This is a genomic window from Leucobacter sp. M11 (assembly GCF_035726885.1).
Classification (GTDB): domain Bacteria; phylum Actinomycetota; class Actinomycetes; order Actinomycetales; family Microbacteriaceae; genus JAPFRB01.
On record NZ_JAPFRB010000005.1, the window covers coordinates 50968 to 51772 of the forward strand.

Below are 805 nucleotides of genomic sequence, written 5' to 3' on the forward strand. Positions count from 1 at the left end.
TGGCTGGCCCGGGGGAGCCGGAATCGGTCACGCGCGCGCAAGGCTGGCCTCCGTTCGGGGGTCGACCCGCGCGATGGCGAGATCCACCAGCAGGGTGAGGAGCACATAGACGAGGGCGATGAACAGCACGATCCCGAGCACCACGGGCACATCGCGCCCGAGCACCGCCGTGACCAGGGTGCGCCCGAGCCCCGGGCGGGCAAACACGGTTTCAATGACCGCGGCGCCGCTGATCAGCGACCCCAGCGCCCACCCGGACAGGTTCAGCGCGGGCACCGCCCCGTGCCGGAGCACGTGCCGTGCCCGCACCCCGAGCTCGCCCTCGCCGCGGGCGCGGGCACTCGTCACGAAGGGCGCGTCCAGGGCATCAAGTGCCCCCTCGCGCATCACCTGGGCGAGGAACCCCGCCACGGGGACCGCCAGCGCGAGCACGGGCAACACGAGCCCCGACCAGCCGCCCGTGCTCACCGGGGGCAACCACCCCAGCCAGCTCGAAAACACCAGGATGAGCATGCTCGCGAGCCAGAAACCCGGCAGCGACGCCGCGGTCAGATCCAGCCCATTGCTGAGCGCCCGACCCGCGCGGGAGCGGCCCGTCGCCAGCAGGGTACTGCCGAGCGCGATCAGCCAGGCCACCCCCAGTGACACCCCCGCCAGCAGCAGCGTCGGCCACAACCCCGCCCCGATGACCGCCGTCACCGGTTTCTTCTGCGCATAGGAGTCCCCAAAGTCCCCGCTCAGGATCCGACCCAGATACGCGAGGAACTGCTCACCCAGGGGCCGATCCAGGCCGTACTGGGCCCGA

General features: G+C 72.0%; 1 protein-coding gene. It reads right to left on the minus strand.

Annotated features, from left to right (window positions below; genetic code table 11):
- Positions 1–27: 27 nt before the first annotated feature.
- Positions 28–805 (minus strand): ABC transporter permease (locus tag OOT08_RS15505; protein WP_325093744.1); only part of this gene is annotated, 778 nt, incomplete at its 5' end.